At 60.9% G+C, this 17,395-nt stretch carries 12 protein-coding genes; 10 read left to right on the forward strand and 2 right to left on the reverse strand.

Translation table 11 applies throughout. The features are described 5' to 3' along the window. The first annotated feature begins 307 nt into the window (after window positions 1-307). Window positions 308-1,762, forward strand: coding sequence for a tRNA uracil 4-sulfurtransferase ThiI (gene thiI / locus HX824_RS00705; protein ID WP_023659343.1), 1,455 nt, complete (start codon window positions 308-310; stop codon window positions 1,760-1,762). Window positions 1,763-1,901: 139 nt separating this feature from the next. After that, on the forward strand, window positions 1,902-3,722 hold the full coding sequence (typA, locus tag HX824_RS00710) for a translational GTPase TypA (RefSeq protein ID WP_003217997.1): 1,821 nt from the start codon (window positions 1,902-1,904) through the stop codon (window positions 3,720-3,722). 204 nt (window positions 3,723-3,926) lie between these two features. Here typA and HX824_RS00715 read toward each other — a convergent pair whose 3' ends face one another. Then, entirely contained in the window at window positions 3,927-4,361 is a 435-nt protein-coding gene (locus tag HX824_RS00715) for a YkgJ family cysteine cluster protein (protein WP_003217996.1), read from the reverse strand. A gap of 235 nt (window positions 4,362-4,596) precedes the next feature. Between HX824_RS00715 and HX824_RS00720 the strand changes: the two genes are divergently transcribed. The 6 genes from HX824_RS00720 (at window position 4,597) to HX824_RS00745 (ending at window position 14,242) form a co-directional block, all read left to right on the forward strand. Then, entirely contained in the window at window positions 4,597-7,047 is a 2,451-nt protein-coding gene (locus tag HX824_RS00720; protein ID WP_003217995.1) for a glycogen/starch/alpha-glucan phosphorylase, read from the forward strand. 185 nt (window positions 7,048-7,232) lie between these two features. Next, window positions 7,233-10,769, forward strand: coding sequence for a DUF2339 domain-containing protein (locus HX824_RS00725; RefSeq protein WP_177054017.1), 3,537 nt, complete (start codon window positions 7,233-7,235; stop codon window positions 10,767-10,769). Continuing rightward, window positions 10,769-12,124: a DUF3999 domain-containing protein gene (locus tag HX824_RS00730; protein WP_177054018.1), complete on the forward strand. Its 1,356-nt coding sequence runs from the start codon at window positions 10,769-10,771 to the stop codon at window positions 12,122-12,124. The genes HX824_RS00725 and HX824_RS00730 overlap by 1 nt, the downstream gene beginning before the upstream one ends. Window positions 12,125-12,231: 107 nt before the next feature. Then, window positions 12,232-13,242 carry a class 1 fructose-bisphosphatase gene (locus tag HX824_RS00735; protein ID WP_003217989.1) on the forward strand — a complete coding sequence of 337 codons (1,011 nt, stop codon included), beginning with the start codon at window positions 12,232-12,234 and terminating at the stop codon, window positions 13,240-13,242. Window positions 13,243-13,385: 143 nt separating this feature from the next. Then, window positions 13,386-13,640, forward strand: coding sequence for a hypothetical protein (locus HX824_RS00740; RefSeq protein ID WP_003217986.1), 255 nt, complete (start codon window positions 13,386-13,388; stop codon window positions 13,638-13,640). A gap of 32 nt (window positions 13,641-13,672) precedes the next feature. After that, window positions 13,673-14,242 carry a lipocalin family protein gene (locus HX824_RS00745; protein WP_003217984.1) on the forward strand — a complete coding sequence of 190 codons (570 nt, stop codon included), beginning with the start codon at window positions 13,673-13,675 and terminating at the stop codon, window positions 14,240-14,242. 129 nt (window positions 14,243-14,371) lie between these two features. Here the strand turns inward: HX824_RS00745 and HX824_RS00750 are convergent, their stop codons facing one another. After that, window positions 14,372-15,736, reverse strand: a complete 1,365-nt coding sequence (locus tag HX824_RS00750) for a formimidoylglutamate deiminase (RefSeq protein ID WP_177054019.1) — start codon at window positions 15,734-15,736, stop codon at window positions 14,372-14,374. A gap of 78 nt (window positions 15,737-15,814) precedes the next feature. Between HX824_RS00750 and hutC the strand changes: the two genes are divergently transcribed. Together hutC and HX824_RS00760 are read left to right on the forward strand one after the other, a co-directional pair. Further along, complete coding sequence (gene hutC, locus HX824_RS00755) at window positions 15,815-16,594, forward strand: histidine utilization repressor (protein ID WP_173406113.1); 780 nt, start codon at window positions 15,815-15,817, stop codon at window positions 16,592-16,594. Further along, window positions 16,591-17,151 carry a HutD family protein gene (locus tag HX824_RS00760; RefSeq protein ID WP_003217978.1) on the forward strand — a complete coding sequence of 187 codons (561 nt, stop codon included), beginning with the start codon at window positions 16,591-16,593 and terminating at the stop codon, window positions 17,149-17,151. Before hutC ends, HX824_RS00760 begins: the two co-directional genes overlap by 4 nt. Window positions 17,152-17,395: the final 244 nt, after the last annotated feature.

Raw genomic sequence — 17,395 nt, forward strand, 5'->3', positions numbered from 1 at the left:
GGGTAGTGGAGTAGCCCTTAGAATGTGGGTGATGCCGGCGCGAATACTCGACCAAGGCAACCTGCCTCACAAGAGAGCAAATTGCATGCCAGTGCCCCGACATGGGTTTTTTGCCACAAAAACGCCCCTATAAAGGTGCAATCCGCTGAAACGGAAGAAATTGCGCACCGCAATGTAGCGTTTATTTTGGTTTATGACCCGTTTTGGTGCGCGAAAGGTCAGTTGCATATTAACTGGTTAAACCTTGAGCGATTTCCGCTATAATCCGCGCCCCCCTTTTTCGGCTGGGCCTGCGCGCGCTGTTTTCATGAAATTAATCGTTAAAGTCTTCCCCGAGATCACCATCAAGAGCCGACCGGTACGGATGCGTTTCATCCGTCAATTGGCCAAGAACATCCGTGCCGTGCTCCGCGATCTGGACCCGGCTGTGGTGGTGAATGGTGTGTGGGACAATCTCGAGCTGGAAACCCGCCTCACAGACCCCAAGGCCCTGAAGGACATGACCGAGCGCCTGAGCTGCGTGCCGGGCATCGCGCATTTCCTGCAGGTCGACGAGTACCCGCTGGGCGACTTCGACGACATCACCGAAAAGTGCAAGCAGCACTACGGCGATGTGCTGGCAGGCAAGGTGTTTTCAGTGCGTTGCAAACGCGCCGGCAAGCACCCGTTCAGCTCCATGGATGTCGAGAAATATGTGGGCAGCAAGCTGCGTCGCGAGTGCGGCGCTGCCGGAATTTCCCTGAAAGAGCCGCAAATTGAAGTGCGGATGGAAATTCGCGACCAACGGTTGTTTGTGATCCACAGCCAGCACGACAGCATCGGCGGCTACCCGCTGGGTGCCCTGGAACAGACCCTGGTATTGATGTCCGGCGGTTTCGATTCCACTGTCGCGGCCTACCAGATCATGCGCCGCGGGCTGATGAGCCACTTCTGCTTTTTCAACCTGGGCGGGCGTGCACACGAATTGGGCGTGATGGAAGTCGCGCATTACATCTGGAAGAAGTACGGCAGCTCGCAACGGGTGCTGTTTGTCAGCGTACCGTTCGAGGAAGTCCTGGGAGAAATTCTCGGGAAAGTCGATAACAGTCATATGGGCGTAGTATTGAAGCGTATGATGTTACGCGCTGCGTCCCGAATCGCGGATCGGCTGGAAATCGACGCACTGGTCACCGGTGAAGCGATTTCCCAGGTGTCCAGCCAGACCCTGCCGAACCTGTCGTTGATCGACTCTGTGACCGAGAAGCTGGTACTGCGCCCGCTGATCGCCAGTCACAAGCAAGACATCATCGACCTGGCGACCCAGATCGGCACGGCGGATTTCGCCAAGCACATGCCGGAATATTGCGGGGTCATCTCGGTGAACCCCAAGACCCACGCCAAGCGCAACCGCGTGGAGTACGAAGAACAACAGTTCGATATGGCGGTGCTCGAGCGTGCGCTTGAGAACGCCAAGCTGGTGCCGATCGATCGGGTTATCGACGAATTGGGCCAGGATTTGCAGATCGAAGAAGTCAGCGAGGCTCTGGCCGGTCAGATCATCATCGACATCCGTCACCCGGATGCCGCTGAAGACGAGCCGCTGGAAATTGCTGGCATCGACGTACAAACGCTGCCGTTCTATGCATTGAATGCGCGTTTCAAGGAACTGGATGACAGCCGTCAGTACCTGTTGTATTGCGACAAAGGCGTGATGAGTCGCCTGCATGCCCACCATTTGCTCAGTGAGGGGCATGCCAATGTGCGCGTTTATCGACCGAGCTAAGAGCCCGGGGCTGTTTGCCTGTGGCCTGCGTCACCGGCCCCCCGACTCTGCCGTCAAGCTGTAACGGCAAGGCCTGACTCTACTGTTAATCGCTGCCACGACCTGTCAGCACACCGAATCCTCTGATCGAGATACACAAGTGATCGAAAATCTACGCAACATCGCCATCATTGCTCACGTTGACCATGGTAAGACCACCCTGGTAGACAAACTCTTGCGTCAATCCGGCACCCTGGAGCGCAACGAGCTCAACGACGAGCGCGTGATGGACTCCAACGACCAGGAGAAAGAGCGCGGTATTACCATTCTGGCGAAAAACACCGCCATCAACTGGAACGGCTACCACATCAACATCGTGGATACCCCGGGCCACGCCGACTTCGGCGGCGAAGTTGAACGCGTAATGTCGATGGTTGACTCCGTTCTGCTGCTGGTTGACGCTCAAGACGGCCCTATGCCGCAAACCCGTTTCGTGACCAAGAAGGCTTTCGAAGCCGGCCTGCGTCCGATCGTGTGCATCAACAAGGTTGACCGTCCAGGCGCGCGTCCGGACTGGGTTCTGGACCAGATCTTCGACCTGTTCGACAACCTGGGTGCCACCGAAGAACAGCTGGACTTCAAAGTCGTCTACGCCTCGGCCCTGAACGGCATTGCCGGTCTGGAACACACCGACATGGCTGAAGACATGACCCCGCTGTACCAGTCGATCGTCGACAACGTACCGGCTCCGAAAGTTGACCGTGAAGGCCCGTTCCAGATGCAAATCTCGGCACTGGACTACAACAGCTTCCTGGGTGTTATCGGTGTTGGCCGTATCGCTCGTGGTAGCGTCAAGCCGAACACTCCGGTGGTCGCCATCGGCGCCGACGGCAAGAAGCGCAACGGTCGTATCCTGAAGCTGATGGGTCACCACGGCCTGCACCGCATCGACGTTGAAGAAGCGTTTGCCGGTGACATCGTGTGTGTGAGCGGTATGGACTCGCTGTTCATCTCCGACACCCTGTGCCAGCCGGACAACGTCGAGGCGATGAAGCCTCTGACCGTTGACGAGCCAACCGTTTCCATGACCTTCCAGGTAAACGACTCGCCTTTCTGCGGTAAAGAAGGCAAGTTCGTGACTTCCCGTAACATCAAGGAACGTCTGGACAAAGAGCTGCTGTACAACGTTGCTCTGCGCGTTGAAGAAGGCGACTCGGCTGACAAGTTCAAGGTTTCCGGCCGTGGTGAGCTGCACCTCTCGGTACTGATCGAAACCATGCGTCGCGAAGGCTTCGAAATGGGCGTTGGTCGTCCTGAAGTGATCATCCGTCAGGTTGACGGCGTGAAGCAGGAACCGTTTGAAAACGTCACCATCGACACCCCTGAAGAATCCCAGGGCAAGGTCATGGAAGAGATGGGCCTGCGTAAGGGCGACCTGACCAACATGGTGCCGGATGGCAAAGGCCGTGTGCGTCTGGAATACAACATCCCTGCTCGTGGTCTGATTGGTTTCCGTAACCAGTTCCTGACCCTGACCAACGGTGCTGGCATCCTGACCTCGATCTTCGATCGCTACGACACCATGAAGTCCGGCGACATGTCCGGTCGTCAGAACGGTGTTCTGGTATCGGTAGAAACCGGCAAGGCGCTGACCTACTCCCTGGAAACCCTCCAGGCGCGTGGCAAGCTGTTCGTTGAACACGGTCAAGAGATCTACAACGGTCAGATCGTTGGCCTGAACAGCCGTGACAACGACATGGGCGTCAACCCAACCAAAGGCAAGAAGCTCGACAACATGCGTGCTTCGGGTAAAGACGAAACCATCGCTCTGGTTCCACCTGTTCGCTTCACCCTGGAACAGGCTCTGGAATTCATCCAGGACGACGAGCTGTGCGAAGTCACGCCTAAGTCGATCCGCCTGCGTAAGAAGATCCTGGACGAAGGCGAGCGTACCCGCGCTGCCAAGAAAGCCAAGAACTGAGTTAACTCAGGCTGAATGAAAAACGCCCCCGGTCGAAAGGCCGGGGGCGTTTTTTTATGCCTGCAATATCTGTAGTGACTGTGCGGGCCCCTTCGCGAGCAAGCCCGCTCCCACATTCGACCGCGTTTTTTCAGGATGAATGAGGTCAAGTGGGGGAGCGGGCTTGCTCGCGAAAGCGGTAGTTCAAGCAATAAAAAATCTGGATCAGAACTTGTCGAGGGTCTTGAACCTGGTCTCGCGCACCACTTCCTTCGGCTTGTACGCGCAATACCCCGGGCGCGGCCCGATTTTCGGGTGATTGCGGCAAGTATCCGGGCGCTTGTCATAAATAGTGCAGAAGCGGCTCTTACGATCCAGGTACAGGCAATCGTTGTTGCTCATGCGCTGCAGGGTGAAGATCTCGGATTTGGCGTTGAAGCGCTCGACGATGCCTTCCTTCTGCAAGCGCTTGGCGATGTTCTTCGGCGGGTCGCCACGCTCGAACTCATCGACGATGCCGATGCGGATCAGGTCCTTGATCTTCACCTCAACCGGCAGGGTGCAGCAGCTCGACACACAGCCGCCACACATATGGCTTGAGTATTTCTGCCAGGTCTCGAGACGGTCGAGTTCCGCGGCGGCGATCAGTTGAGGCTTCATCAGGTTTCCAAGAGGGGTGTTATCCGGCGCGGGATCATACCGGAACTGGTGGTTTTTTGAACAATATCTTCCAGCTTTCAGCTCGAAGGCTGTGCCGGGCCACAAACGGGCACGGCCCCTGCATCAAATTCCCGCAAAGGTGAATGAGTTAAAAAACTGCCGAACCAGAGCGTCTACCGTCTGTCAGACCGTCTAGGCTCTAGCAACTCCTTCTATCTCGCCCGAGGTCGCATCGATGTCTCAGGAACCGCTTGTACGAGAAGCAGAGGTAGCCGCATTTCGCGATGCCGTCTTGACCAAACTTACCTATGCGGTGGGCAAGGACCCCGATCACGCCTTCGACCACGATTGGTTTGAAGCCATCGCACTGGCCGCCCGCGACCATATGGTCGACCACTGGATGGACCACACACGGCACATCTACCGCAAGGGACAGAAGCGGGTCTATTACCTCTCGCTGGAATTCCTGATCGGCCGTCTGCTCTACGACAGCCTGAGCAACCTTGGCTTGCTGGACGTGGCCCGTGAGGCCATGAGCGAGTTGGGTGTGGACATGGAGCGCATTCGCCTGCTGGAGCCCGACGCGGCCCTGGGCAACGGTGGCCTTGGCCGCCTGGCAGCCTGCTTCATGGAAAGCATGTCGACCCTGGGTATTGCCGGCCATGGCTATGGCATTCGGTATGAGCACGGGCTGTTTCGCCAGGCGATTGTCGATGGCTGGCAGCAGGAGCAAACCGAACGCTGGCTGGATTTCGGCAACCCCTGGGAGTTCGAGCGCGCCGAAGTGATCTACCCGATCGGCTTTGGCGGTGGTGTGGAAACCGTGCTGGACGCGTCCGGCAAGTCGATCCAGGTCTGGTCGCCGAATGAAACCGTACGCGCGGTGGCGTATGACACCCCGGTCGTCGGCTGGCGCGGCGCAAGCGTCAACACATTGCGCCTGTGGCGTGCCCGTGCGGTGGAAGACCTGCACCTGGAACGTTTCAACGCCGGTGACCACTTGGGCGCCGTCGCCGAGGTGGCCCGCGCCGAAAGCATCTCCCGAGTGCTTTACCCGGCCGATAGCACCGAAGCAGGGCAGGAGCTGCGCCTGCGCCAGGAGTACTTCTTCGTCTCCGCCTCGTTGCAGGATCTGCTGCGTCGCCACAAGAACATGCACGGCTCGGTATTGAGCCTGGGCGAGCACGCGGCCATCCAGCTCAACGACACTCACCCCTCGATCGCGGTGGCCGAGTTGATGCGTCAGTTGGTGGACCTGCACGACATCCCTTGGGATGCCGCCTGGGACGTCACCGTCGAAACGCTGTCGTACACCAACCACACCTTGCTCCCCGAGGCGTTGGAAACCTGGCCGGTCGGCCTGATGGAGCGCATGCTGCCGCGGCACATGCAGATCATCTACCTGATCAACGCCCAGCATATCGACTCGCTGCGGGCCAAGGGCATCCATGACTTCGACGTGCTGCGTGCCGTCTCGCTGATCGAAGAAGACAACGGTCGCCGCGTACGCATGGGCAACCTGGCGTTCCTCGGCTCCCACAGTGTCAACGGCGTATCCGGCCTGCACACGCAACTGATGCGCAGCACGGTGTTCTCCGAACTGCACAAGCTCTACCCGGACCGCATCAACAACAAAACCAACGGCATTACCTTCCGCCGCTGGCTGTACCAGGCCAACCCCAAGCTCACGGCGATGCTGGTGGAAGCACTGGGCCCGGACGTGCTGGATAACCCCGAACAGCGCCTGGCAGACCTGGAACCGTTTGCCGAGAAGCAAGCCTTTCGCAAGGCCTTCGCCGAACAGCGGCTGCACAGTAAGCGGGCACTGGCCGACATCATTCACGAGCGCCTGGGGATTTCGGTCAACCCGGCGGCGATGTTCGATGTGCAGGTCAAGCGGATCCACGAGTACAAGCGCCAGCTGCTGAACCTGATGCACACCGTCGCGCTGTACCAGGCGATCCGGGCCGAGCCGGGCACCGACTGGGTGCCGCGGGTGAAGATCTTCGCCGGCAAGGCCGCGGCCAGCTATCACCAGGCCAAGCTGATCATCAAGCTGACTAACGACATCGCCCGTACCGTCAACAACGACCCTACCGTGCGCGGGTTGCTCAAGGTGGTATTCCTGCCCAACTACAACGTCAGCCTGGCGGAAAGCATCATTCCGGCGGCCGATTTGTCGGAGCAGATTTCCACCGCCGGCTTTGAAGCCTCGGGCACCAGCAACATGAAATTCGGCCTCAACGGCGCGCTGACCATCGGCACCATGGACGGCGCCAACGTCGAGATGCACGAGCGCGTGGGTGCCGACCACATGTTCATCTTCGGCCTCAGTGCCCAGCAGGTGGAAGCGCGCAAACACGCGGGCGAGTTCAACGCCGGGCCAGAGATCGCCGCGTCCCATCGCTTGAATGATGTGCTGCAAGCGATTCGTGGCGGGGTGTTCTCACCGGATGATCCGGGCCGTTATGCCGGGTTGGTGGATTCGCTGATCGACTACGACCGCTTCCTGGTCTGTGCCGACTTCGATTCCTACTGGGATGCCCAGGCGCGGGTCGAGGCCCATTGGCACGACTCCAAGGAATGGTGGCGTTCGGCGGTGCTCAATACCGCGCGCATGGGCTGGTTCTCGTCGGACCGGACCATCCGCGAATACGCGACGGAAATCTGGAAAGCGTTGGATTAGACACCGCAATACAAAATGTGGGAGCGGCGGTGCGACGATTCGACTTGCTCGCGAAGGCGGTGGATCAGTCACAAGTTTTTCGACTGATCCACCGCCTTCGCGAGCAAGCCCGCTCCCACATGGGGTCCGTGTCGATATACTGAGCATCGCCTTTGCCCGCTTCGGGCTGCTTAGGGATATCGACCATGCAATGGATTTTCATGCTGATTGGCCTGGTGCTCGGCTGGACACTCGACGAGTCGTTCAGTGATGCGGGTATTGGTGCGCTGCTCGGTTTGGGCATTGGCCAGGCGATTCGCCTGTCGATGCTCGCCTCGCGTACGGAGGAACAAGGCCGTCAGCTGGAGTCTGCCCGCAACGCCCTGAAAGTGGTCGAGCAACGCCTGGCCTTGCTGGAAAGCCCTGCCGCCGTTGAAACCGCCGGACCTGTGTTTGTCGAAGAGCCGCTGCCGGTAGCGGCGCCGCCTGAACTCGTCTGGGAATTACCCGCCGAACTGGAACCCGCCTACGCAAGCGTGGTGGCCGAACCCAGCCAGCCATTGCCGGCTGATGTGTGGCGGGCCGAACCGAGCGCGAAAATCCCTGAACAACCTGCCGCGCCTGCGGTGCCTCGCGGCCCCAACTTTATCGAGCGCGCAATCAGCGGTGCCCGCAACTGGCTGTTCGGTGGCAACACCGTGCTGCGGGTCGGCGTGGTGTTGTTGTTCCTCGGCCTGGCCTTCCTGCTGCGCTATGCCACTGAAGGCATGGTGGTGCCAATCGAGTTGCGTTACGCAGGTGTCGCCGGTTGCGCATTGGCACTGCTGGGTCTGGGTTGGTGGCTGCGGCTGCGCAACAGTAATTATGGGTTGATGCTGCAAGGCACCGGCATTGCGGTGTTGTACCTCACGGTGTTCGCCGCGATGCGCCTGCACCCGCTGCTCGACCCCGGCGCGGCACTCGGCTTGCTGGTGGCGGTCACCGTTTTCTCGGCGATCCTGGCGATTACCCAGGACGCCCTCGGCCTGGCCTGCGCCGCTGCACTCGGCGGTTTTGCGGCACCGATCCTCACGTCCACCGGCGCCGGCAACCATGTGGCGCTGTTCAGCTATTTCGCCCTGCTCAACGCAGGCATTCTCGCCATCGCCTGGTTCAAGGCCTGGCGCCTGCTCAATTTGATCGGTTTTGTCGGCACCTTCGGCATCGGCTTCGCCTGGGGCATGCGCTCCTATACACCGGAGCTGCTGTGGAGCACCGAGCCGTTCCTGATTCTATTTTTCCTGATGTACCTGGGCATCGGCCTGTTGTTCGCCCGGCGCAAGTTGCTGGAGATGCGCGACGCGCCGGACGATGACAGCCGTGGCGCGTTGCTGCGCTGGTCGGCGGCCAAGGGCGATTATGTCGACGGCAGCATGCTGTTCGGTCCGCCGTTGGTGGGCTTCGGTTTGCAGTTTGCGCTGGTGCAGCACCTGGAATTTGCCGCTGCGTTCAGCGCGCTGGCCCTGGGCATTATCTATATGGGCCTGGCTCGTCTGCTGAGTGGCGGGCGCGCCTTGCTGCTGGCGGAAACCTGCTTGGCGCTGGGTGTGATCTTCGCCAGCCTGGCGATTCCGTTGGGCCTCGACGCACGCTGGACCGCGGCGGCCTGGGCCGTGGAAGGCGCCGGGATTTTCTGGCTCGGGCTGCGTCAGCAGCGGCCTTTGGCACGGGCGTTTGGCTTGCTGTTGCAAGTCGGTTCGGCGCTGGCGTTCCTCAGCGAATTGCGGATTGGCGAGACCAGCCTGCTGGACGGTGCACCCTTGGGTGCGTTGTTGCTGGGGGCGGCCTTGCTGTTCAGTTTCGACCAGTTGCGCAAGGCGCCGGTGGAGCACGCGGCGCAATGGGAGCGTCGAGGCTTGCCGGTATTGGCCAGTGTGGGCCTGGGCTTCTTGTACCTGCTCGCACCGTTGCTGCTGTGGACCCAGGGCACGGCCATCAGTTGGGCGCTTGCCGGTCTTGCGACCTTGTTGGTGGGCCTGCGCATCGGCTCGCGCACGTTCCTCTTCACCGCGTTTGCCGTGCAACTGCTGGGTGGTGCGCTGTTCCTGCTGCGCCTGCAAGCGGGTGCTGATTCAGGCGCGGTGTTCAGTGCGGGCTGGAGCGGCTTGCTCACCGCATCGCTGATTGGCCTGGCATTGATCGGCGGCATGCTGCTGGCCGCGCGGGACACCATGGTGCGCAGCGATGTGCGGTTGTTGCGTGGCCTGTCGGTGGTGTTGCTCGCCGGGTTGGTGCTGATCAACCTGGCGGTGCTGTTTGTGCTGCCGTGGGAGACCGCCAGCGGCGTGTGGGCGGCCAGTGGTTTGTTGATCATCTGGCTGAGCCTGTACCTGCAACAGCGCGTCAGTTTTGTCTTCGGGTTGTTGCTGCAAGTGATCGGCGGCGCTTCGTTCCTGATCGCGGTGCCGGACCTGCTCGGGCCGCTGACCAGCGAGGGTTTGCGTCCTTTGGGCCATAGCGGTTTCTGGACGCCAATGGTGCTCGGGCTGGCGGCGCTGGTCGGTGCCTGGCGCTTGCAGCGCAGGCCTCATGCGCCGGTGTTCGAGGCGTTGAGTTTGCAGCGGCTGTCCGACGTGCTGCTGGTGTGGGGTGCGGGTTGGTGGACGCTGGCGTTGGTCAGCGAAGTGCTGCGTTTTGCACCGTCGATGCTGCAAGGCACCTGGCTGTTGGCGGTAGCGGCGGTGAGTGTGGCGATCTGGGCGGTATTGGCCCTGAGGCTGCAATGGGCGTCGCTGGGCTTGCTGTGCACGCTGTTGATGCCGGCGGTGGGCGTGGTGTTGCTGGGCGCGTGGGGCTCGCGTTATCACCCGGCGGCGAACTTCGCCTGGCTGGCCTGGGCAGCGGTATTTGCGGTGCATTTCGTGTCGCTGCGGCGCCTGGCGTTGGTCATCCCGGAAAAAGCCCTGGGCGCCGCGCACGTGCTCGGCTGCTGGCTGCTGATCGGCGTGCTGGCGCTGGAGCTGCGCTACGGCCTGTTGCTGCTGTCCGAGGAATACAACGCCTGGCGCTGGCTGGGCTGGGCGATCCTGCCGAGCCTATACCTGGTGCTGGCCGCCGCGCCACGCAGTTGGCCGTGGCCGGTGTCGGCGTACCCGCGCGAGTACCGGTTGTATGCCGCGTTGCCGCTGGCGGTGTTGATGCTCGGCTGGTTCTGGCTGGCGAATATCTTCAGCGACGGCACCGCCGAGCCGCTGCCGTATGTGCCGCTGCTTAACCCGCTGGATATTGGATTGCTATTCGCGCTGTTGGGTGTGTACCTGTGGTCCCGCAGTGCCGCACCGCAACGCGGGCCGCGCGCCGAACTGGTCGCCCAGGCGGTCTCCGGTGTCTCGTTGTTCGCCTTCTTCACTGCGCTGGTGATGCGCACGGCTCATCACTGGGGTGGCGTGCCGTTCCATCTGGATGCGTTGCTGGAGTCGATGCTGGTGCAGGCCGGGCTGTCGATAGTGTGGACCCTGATTGCCCTGAGCCTGATGATCGGCGGCCATCTGCGTCACCGGCGTGAGGTGTGGCTGATCGGTGCGGCATTGATTGCCGTGGTGGTGGCCAAATTGTTCTTCGTCGAATTGAGCAACCGCGGCGGGCTGGCGCGGATCGTATCGTTTATCGGTGTGGGCGGGCTGTTGCTGGTGGTGGGCTATTTCGCCCCGCTGCCCCCCAAGCGCCCCGAGCCGGTGGTTGAAACTGAAGGAGTGGCCTCTTGATGGGCAAGCTGAGTGTGGCGCTGTTGGGGTTGTGCACGACGTTATCGGCCTGGGCCCAGGAGACGCCAGCCGATTTCACCACGCGTGTGCCGCTGACGGTCAGTGGCGAAGGCCCGTGGTACCGCCTGGAACTGCCGCTGGCGGTGCAATTGAGCGCCCGTCAGGCCGACCTGGGTGATGTGCGGGTGTTCAACGCCGCTGGCGAGCCCCAGGCTTACGCACTGGCGCGGCAGTCGGCGCAAAGCACCGAAAGTCGCAGCCTGTCCAACGTGAAGTGGTTCCCGTTGTACGCTGCGGCTGACTCCTCCGAAGCCGTGCCCAGCGTGCGTGTGCAATCCACGTCCACCGGCACGCTGGTGCAAGTGCAGCCGCCGAGCCAACTGGAGGCCGGCGAAGAGGTCCTGCGCGGCTGGTTGCTCGACGCGAGTGCGATCAAGGCCCCGTTGCAGCAACTGATCCTCGACTGGACGAGCGAGCGCGACGGCTTCCAGCGTTTCAGCATCGAAGCCAGCGACGACTTGCAGCACTGGCGCGCCTGGGGCGAAGGGCAGGTGGCGCGGTTGTCGTTTGCCGATGAGCGCGTCGAGCAGCATGAAGTGAGTTTGCCGGGGCAGTCGGCGCGGTATCTGCGTCTGCTGTGGAAAGGCCAGGCGGCACCGGCGCTGACGTCGGCGCAGTTGGAGAGTGTCAGCGCCCACAACCTGCCGTTGCCGCTGGTGTGGTCGCAGCCGTTGTCAGGCAGCCGGCTCAAGGCCGGGGAATACAGCTGGCAGTTGCCCAACGCACTGAACGTCGAACGCTTGCGAATCGACTTGAGCCAACCCAACAGCCTGGCGCCGGTCACCTTGTCGGGCCGCCGGGAAAGTAATCAGGCCTGGCAACCCATGAGCAGCGGTTTGCTCTACCGGTTGACGCAAAATGGCCAGGACGTTTTACAGAACGAACTGCAGTTGCCGGGCCAGGCTGTTGCGCAGCTCAAGCTCGACGTGGACGAACGTGGCGGTGGCCTGGGCGTGGAGGCGCCGACCTTGAGCTTTGCGGTGCGGGCCACGCAGTTGGTGTTCCTGGCGCGGGGCGAGCCACCGTTCACCCTTGTGCTCGGCAATCCGTCGGTGAAAGGCGCGAACTTGCCGCTGTCGACCCTGATTCCGGACTACAGCGCCGAACGTCTCGCGGGGCTTGGGCAGGCCAAGGTGGCGGGCGAGGCGGTGGTCACATCGGCTGCGGTCGCGGCCCCGGTTGATGCCGGGCCGAACTGGAAAAAGCTCGGTCTTTGGGCCGTGCTGCTGCTCGGTGTGGCGGCCCTGGGCGCCATGGCCTACAGTTTGCTGCGCAAGCCACCGGTGGCACGTTAAATAAAGTCCATGAACTCTATTGGGTTTAAATCCTCTGATAGGAGGAAATACGCCCCGACTCGCGTTAAACTGCGCGGGTTTTTAGCCCCCCATTTCCGGAGCCTTCCATGTCCCGCGTTACCCTGAGTCGCTATTTGATCGAGCAGACCCGCAGCAACAACACGCCTGCCGATCTGCGCTTCCTTATCGAAGTGGTGGCGCGTGCTTGCAAGGAAATCAGCCACGCCGTGTCCAAAGGCGCGCTGGGTGGTGTCCTGGGCAGCATGGGCACTGAAAACGTACAAGGCGAAGTGCAGAAGAAGCTTGACGTGATCTCCAACGAAATCCTGCTCGAAGCCAACGAGTGGGGCGGTCACCTGGCCGGCATGGCGTCCGAAGAAATGGACAATGCCTACCAGATCCCGGGCAAATACCCGAAAGGCGCGTACCTGCTGGTATTCGACCCGCTGGACGGTTCGTCGAACATCGACATCAACGCGCCAGTCGGCACCATCTTCTCGGTACTGCGTTGCCCGAACGAATACCTGAGCCAGAACGAAGCCCTGAACGAAAAGGCCTTCCTGCAGCCGGGCACCGAGCAGGTAGCTGCCGGTTACGCGATCTACGGCCCACAGACCATGCTGGTGCTGACCCTGGGCGACGGCGTCAAGGGCTTCACCCTGGACCGCGAAATGGGCAGCTTCGTGCTCACCCACGAAGACATCACCATTCCTGCGTCCACCCAGGAATTTGCAATCAACATGTCCAACCAGCGTCACTGGGAAGAGCCGGTTACCCGCTACGTGGGCGAGTTGATGGCCGGCGAAGAAGGCCCGCTGAAGAAGAACTTCAACATGCGCTGGGTGGCTGCGATGGTTGCCGACGTGCACCGCATCCTGACCCGTGGTGGCCTGTTCATGTACCCACGCGACAGCCGCGAGCCGTCCAAGCCAGGCAAGCTGCGCCTGATGTACGAAGCCAACCCGATGTCGTTCCTGGTTGAGCAGGCGGGCGGTGCGTCCACCGACGGCCACCAGCGCATCCTCGACATCCAGCCTGAAGGCCTGCACCAGCGCGTAGCGGTGTTCCTGGGTTCGAAGGAAGAAGTTGAGCGTGTGACCGGCTACCACAAGGCGTAAGTCCTTGCGGTAAGCAAAAGCCCCGAAACGTTTCAGCGTTTTCGGGGCTTTTTTGTTTTCGCTCGTCGGGAACCAGACACCTCTTTTCCCTTCTAAGCTTCTGGCAGACCCCCAAGCTGCTTCGTCTCTCCAGGAGTTTTTCCATGTCGTTACGCCGTCTCGCCCTGTTGTCGTTTTGCGTGCTTCTGGCCGCTTGCAGCAAGGTCACTCAAGAAAATTACGCAAAACTGTCGGCCGGCATGCCAAAGGCCGAGGTGGAGTCGTTGTTGGGCAAGCCGACTGATTGTTCTGGCGCGCTGGGTATGTCCAGTTGCACCTGGGGCGATAAAAACAGCTTTATCAGCGTGCAATATGCCGGTGACAAAGTACTGATTTTTTCCGGGCAAGGCCTGAAGTAAACCGGGGCGAAAGCCTGCGGGAGAAAAACAACATGATGCGTTTCGTTCTATACCTCTGCGCCAGCCTGTTTTTGGCGGGCTGCGCCAGCCATTCTGGCGATGATCTGCAACCCAAGACTGTTGGCAGCGTCAACCTCAAGCGTTACCAGGGCACCTGGTATGAGTTGGCCCGTTTGCCGATGTACTTCCAGCGCAATTGTGCGCAGTCCGAAGCCCGCTACACGCTGTTGCCCGATGGCAACATGTCGGTGTTCAACCGCTGCCTGACCCCTGAGTGGAAGTGGCAGGAAGCCAAGGGCACCGCAACGCCGCAGGTCGCCGGCAAGACCGACAAACTGTGGGTCGAATTCAACAACTGGTTCACCTCGCTGTTGCCGGGCGTGGCCAAGGGCGATTACTGGGTGCTGTACGTCAGCGATGACTACAAGACCGCCATTGTCGGCAGCCCGAGCCGGCGCTACATGTGGTTGCTGTCACGCACGCCGACGGTCAGCGCCGACACCCGCGAAGACCTGCTGAGCAGGGCGCGGCAGCAGGGGTATGACACCACACGTTTGATCTGGCGTACGTCGGACAAGCAGATGGCGAAGACCTCGCAGTAATACGAAACAGCGCCAATCCAATGTGGGAGCGGGCTTGCTCGCGAAGGCGGTGTGACAGTCACCAGATGTATTGACTGATCCACTGCTTTCGCGAGCAAGCCCGCTCCCACATTTGTTATGTGTCGTCTGTCAGCCCAGCAAATCCCGCAAGACCTGGGTAAACGCCCGGCTGCTGTCTTCTTCGGCGGCGTGATGCCCGTCGCGAATCACCCACTGGCCGTTGACCAGCACGTCGCGCACCTGGCGATCACCACCGGCAAACAACCAGCGATTGAGGATCCCGTCTTCGTTCGCTGTCGCCAGGTACGGATCGTTGCCGTCCAGCACCAGCCAGTCCGCACGTTTGCCAACTTCCAGGCGCCCAATCGGCTGCCCCAACGCTTCGGCACCGCCGTCCAGCGCGGCATCGAACAGCGTACGCCCAACCATCGGTTGATCGCTGCGATACAGCCGGTTGCGCCGCTGGTCCCGCAGCCGCTGCCCATATTCCAGCCAGCGCAATTCTTCCACCACGCTCAGTGACACATGGCTGTCGGAACCAATCCCCATGCGCCCGCCCTGGGCCAGGAAGTCCACCGCCGGGAAAATCCCGTCGCCCAGGTTGGCTTCAGTGGTCAGGCACAACCCGGCAATCGCCCGGCTCCTGGCCATCAACGTCACTTCTTCCGGATTGGCGTGGGTGGCGTGCACCAGGCACCAGCGCTGATCCACTTCAACATGGTCATATAACCATTGCAGCGGGCGCTGGCCGCTCCAGGCCAGGCAGTCGTCGACTTCCTTCTGCTGCTCGGCGATGTGGATATGCACCGGGCACGCCTTGTCGCTGGAGGCCAGCACTTCGCTGATCTGTTGCGGTGTGACGGCGCGCAGCGAGTGGAAACACAGGCCCAGCCGTTGTGCCGGTTGCGCGGCCAGAATCGGTTGCAGGCGTGATTGCAGGCTCAGGTAATTTTCGGTGCTGTTGATAAAGCGGCGCTGGCCTTCATTGGGTGCCTGGCCGCCGAAACCGGAGTGGCTGTAGAGCACCGGCAACAACGTCAGGCCGATACCGCTGCTGGCGGCCGCCTGGCTGATTTGCCGCGACAGCTCCGCAGGGTCGGCATAGGGCTGGCCGCTGACGTCGTGGTGCACGTAGTGAAATTCGGCCACCGAGGTGTAGCCGGCCTTGAGCATTTCGATATACAACTGGCGCGCGATGACCTGCAACTGGTCGGGGCGGATCTTGCCGACCATCCGATACATCAGGTCGCGCCAGGTCCAGAAACTGTCATTCGGGTTGCCGGCCACTTCCGCCAGCCCGGCCATCGCGCGCTGGAATGCGTGGGAATGCAGGTTCGGCATGCCCGCCAGCACGGGGCCCCTGAGCCGTTCGGCACCGTCTGCACTGGCGTTGGGCTCAACCTTGGTCAGCAGGCCATCGGCGCTGACTTCAAGACGTACATCGTTGGCCCATCCATTAGGCAGCAGCGCGCGTTCGGCAAAGAAAGCGGACATGATTCAGGCACCCCAGTCGTGTGTTTATTTGTATATACATATACAGACGTTTGCCTGCTCGGTAAACTCCGGCAAGCTATGCTTCTTTTTCACCTACAAGGATTTCCTGTGTCGACTCCGCCCGCCAAGTCTCCACTGGCTGCCCACATGGACGAAAGTCCGGCGCCCTTGTATGCCCGCGTCAAACAGATGATCAGCCAGCAGATTCTCAACGGCAACTGGCCGCCGCATTATCGCGTGCCTTCGGAGAGCGAACTGGTCAACCAGTTGGGCTTCAGCCGCATGACCATCAACCGCGCCCTGCGCGAGTTGACTGCTGAAGGCCTGCTGGTACGCATGCAAGGTGTGGGCACCTTTGTCGCCGAGCCCAAGAGCCAGTCGGCGCTGTTTGAAGTGCACAACATTGCCGATGAGATCGCCTCTCGCGGTCATCGCCATACGTGCAAGGTCATTACCCTCGGTGAAGAAGCCGCCGGCTCCGAGCGCGCCGTCGCGCTGGAAATGCGCGAAGGCGGGCGGGTGTTCCACTCGTTGATCGTGCACTACGAAAACGACATTCCGGTGCAAATCGAAGACCGTTTCGTCAACGCCCTGGTAGCACCGGAATACCTGCAGCAGGATTTCACCCAGCAAACGCCCTATGCCTACCTCAACCAGGTGGCGCCGTTGACCGAAGGCGAGCACGTGGTCGAGGCGATTCTGGCCGACGCCGACGAATGCAAGCTGCTGCAAATCGAAACCAGCGAGCCATGCCTGCTGATTCGCCGCCGCACCTGGTCTGGCCGCCAACCGGTCACGGCCGCACGTTTGATCCACCCCGGTTCCCGTCATAGCCTGGAAGGACGTTTCAGTAAATGAGTTCGATGAAAGTCTGGCGCGCTACCGATTACATTCGCATGCCGTGGAAAAACGGCGGCGGCAGCACTGAAGAAATCACCCGTGACGCGGGGGAGGGCCTGGACGGTTTCGGCTGGCGCCTGTCGATTGCCGATATCGCCGAGTCGGGCGGGTTCTCCACCTTTGCCGGGTACCAGCGCATTATCACCGTGCTGCAAGGCTCGGGCATGGTGCTGACGGTGGATGGCGAGGAACAACTCGGGTTGTTACCGCTGCAGCCATTCCCGTTCAAGGGCGACAGCCAGGTGTCCTGCCGCTTGATCGGCGGGCCGATCCGCGATTTCAACCTCATCTATTCGCCGCAGCGCTATCAAGCGCGGTTGCAATGGATGGACGGCACGCAGCGTTTCTTCAGTGCCGCGCACACCGTGCTGGTGTTCAGCGTGGCCGATGAAGTGAAGGTGCTCGGTGAGCGGCTGAACCGTCACGACTGCCTGCAACTGGACGGTAACACCGGCCTGCTGGACGTCAGCGTGACTGGCCGTTGCTGCGTTATCGAATTGACTGCCGCCGCCTGAACAGGTGGGGGTTTCTTCCCCCACATTTTGTTTCCCTCTTCCCGCACCAACTTGTTACCGAACGCCCCAGCATGGCGCAAAGCCCTGCCTCGATGACAAGTCTCCCGCACTGTAAAAATCCCCCGTAAGAAAATTCATCATGCTGCGAAGCCTTGTTTTCCAAGGCTTCCACCCTCGTCCCGGAAAAATCTTCAAACCTTGCGCGCAAAGTTGGCCGCTTGATTGCATATGCTTGTATGTACAA

This window comes from Pseudomonas sp. D4002 (assembly GCF_013385665.1).
GTDB lineage: Bacteria > Pseudomonadota > Gammaproteobacteria > Pseudomonadales > Pseudomonadaceae > Aquipseudomonas.